At 39.3% G+C, this 295-nt stretch carries 1 protein-coding gene; it reads left to right on the forward strand.

What is annotated here, in order from left to right:
- Positions 1–295, forward strand: a 295-nt coding sequence (locus tag H4J38_RS17500) for a cadherin-like domain-containing protein (protein WP_182133677.1), incomplete at both ends; no start/stop codon positions are given.

Consider the following 295-nt stretch of genomic DNA (forward strand, 5'->3'; position numbering starts at 1 on the left):
GTTTTATTTATGAAGTTCTTGATGGTAACGGTGGCAAAGCACAAGGCAGTGTGACGTTAAACATCAATAGCATTAACGATGTTCCTGTACTGGGTAATGACAGCTATATCATCGATGAAGATATAACCCTGAGCATACTGGTTGGCGATGCAAATCAATTGTTAAGCAATGATAGTGATGCTGATGGAGACACATTAACCGTTAATACTGCACCAATCTCAAATGTGAGCAATGGCAGCTTAACGCTTAATAGTGATGGCTCGTTTAACTATATTCCTACCCTTAACTTTAACGG

It is taken from the genome of Colwellia sp. BRX10-3, from assembly GCF_014077505.1.
Taxonomy (GTDB): Bacteria; Pseudomonadota; Gammaproteobacteria; order Enterobacterales; family Alteromonadaceae; genus Cognaticolwellia.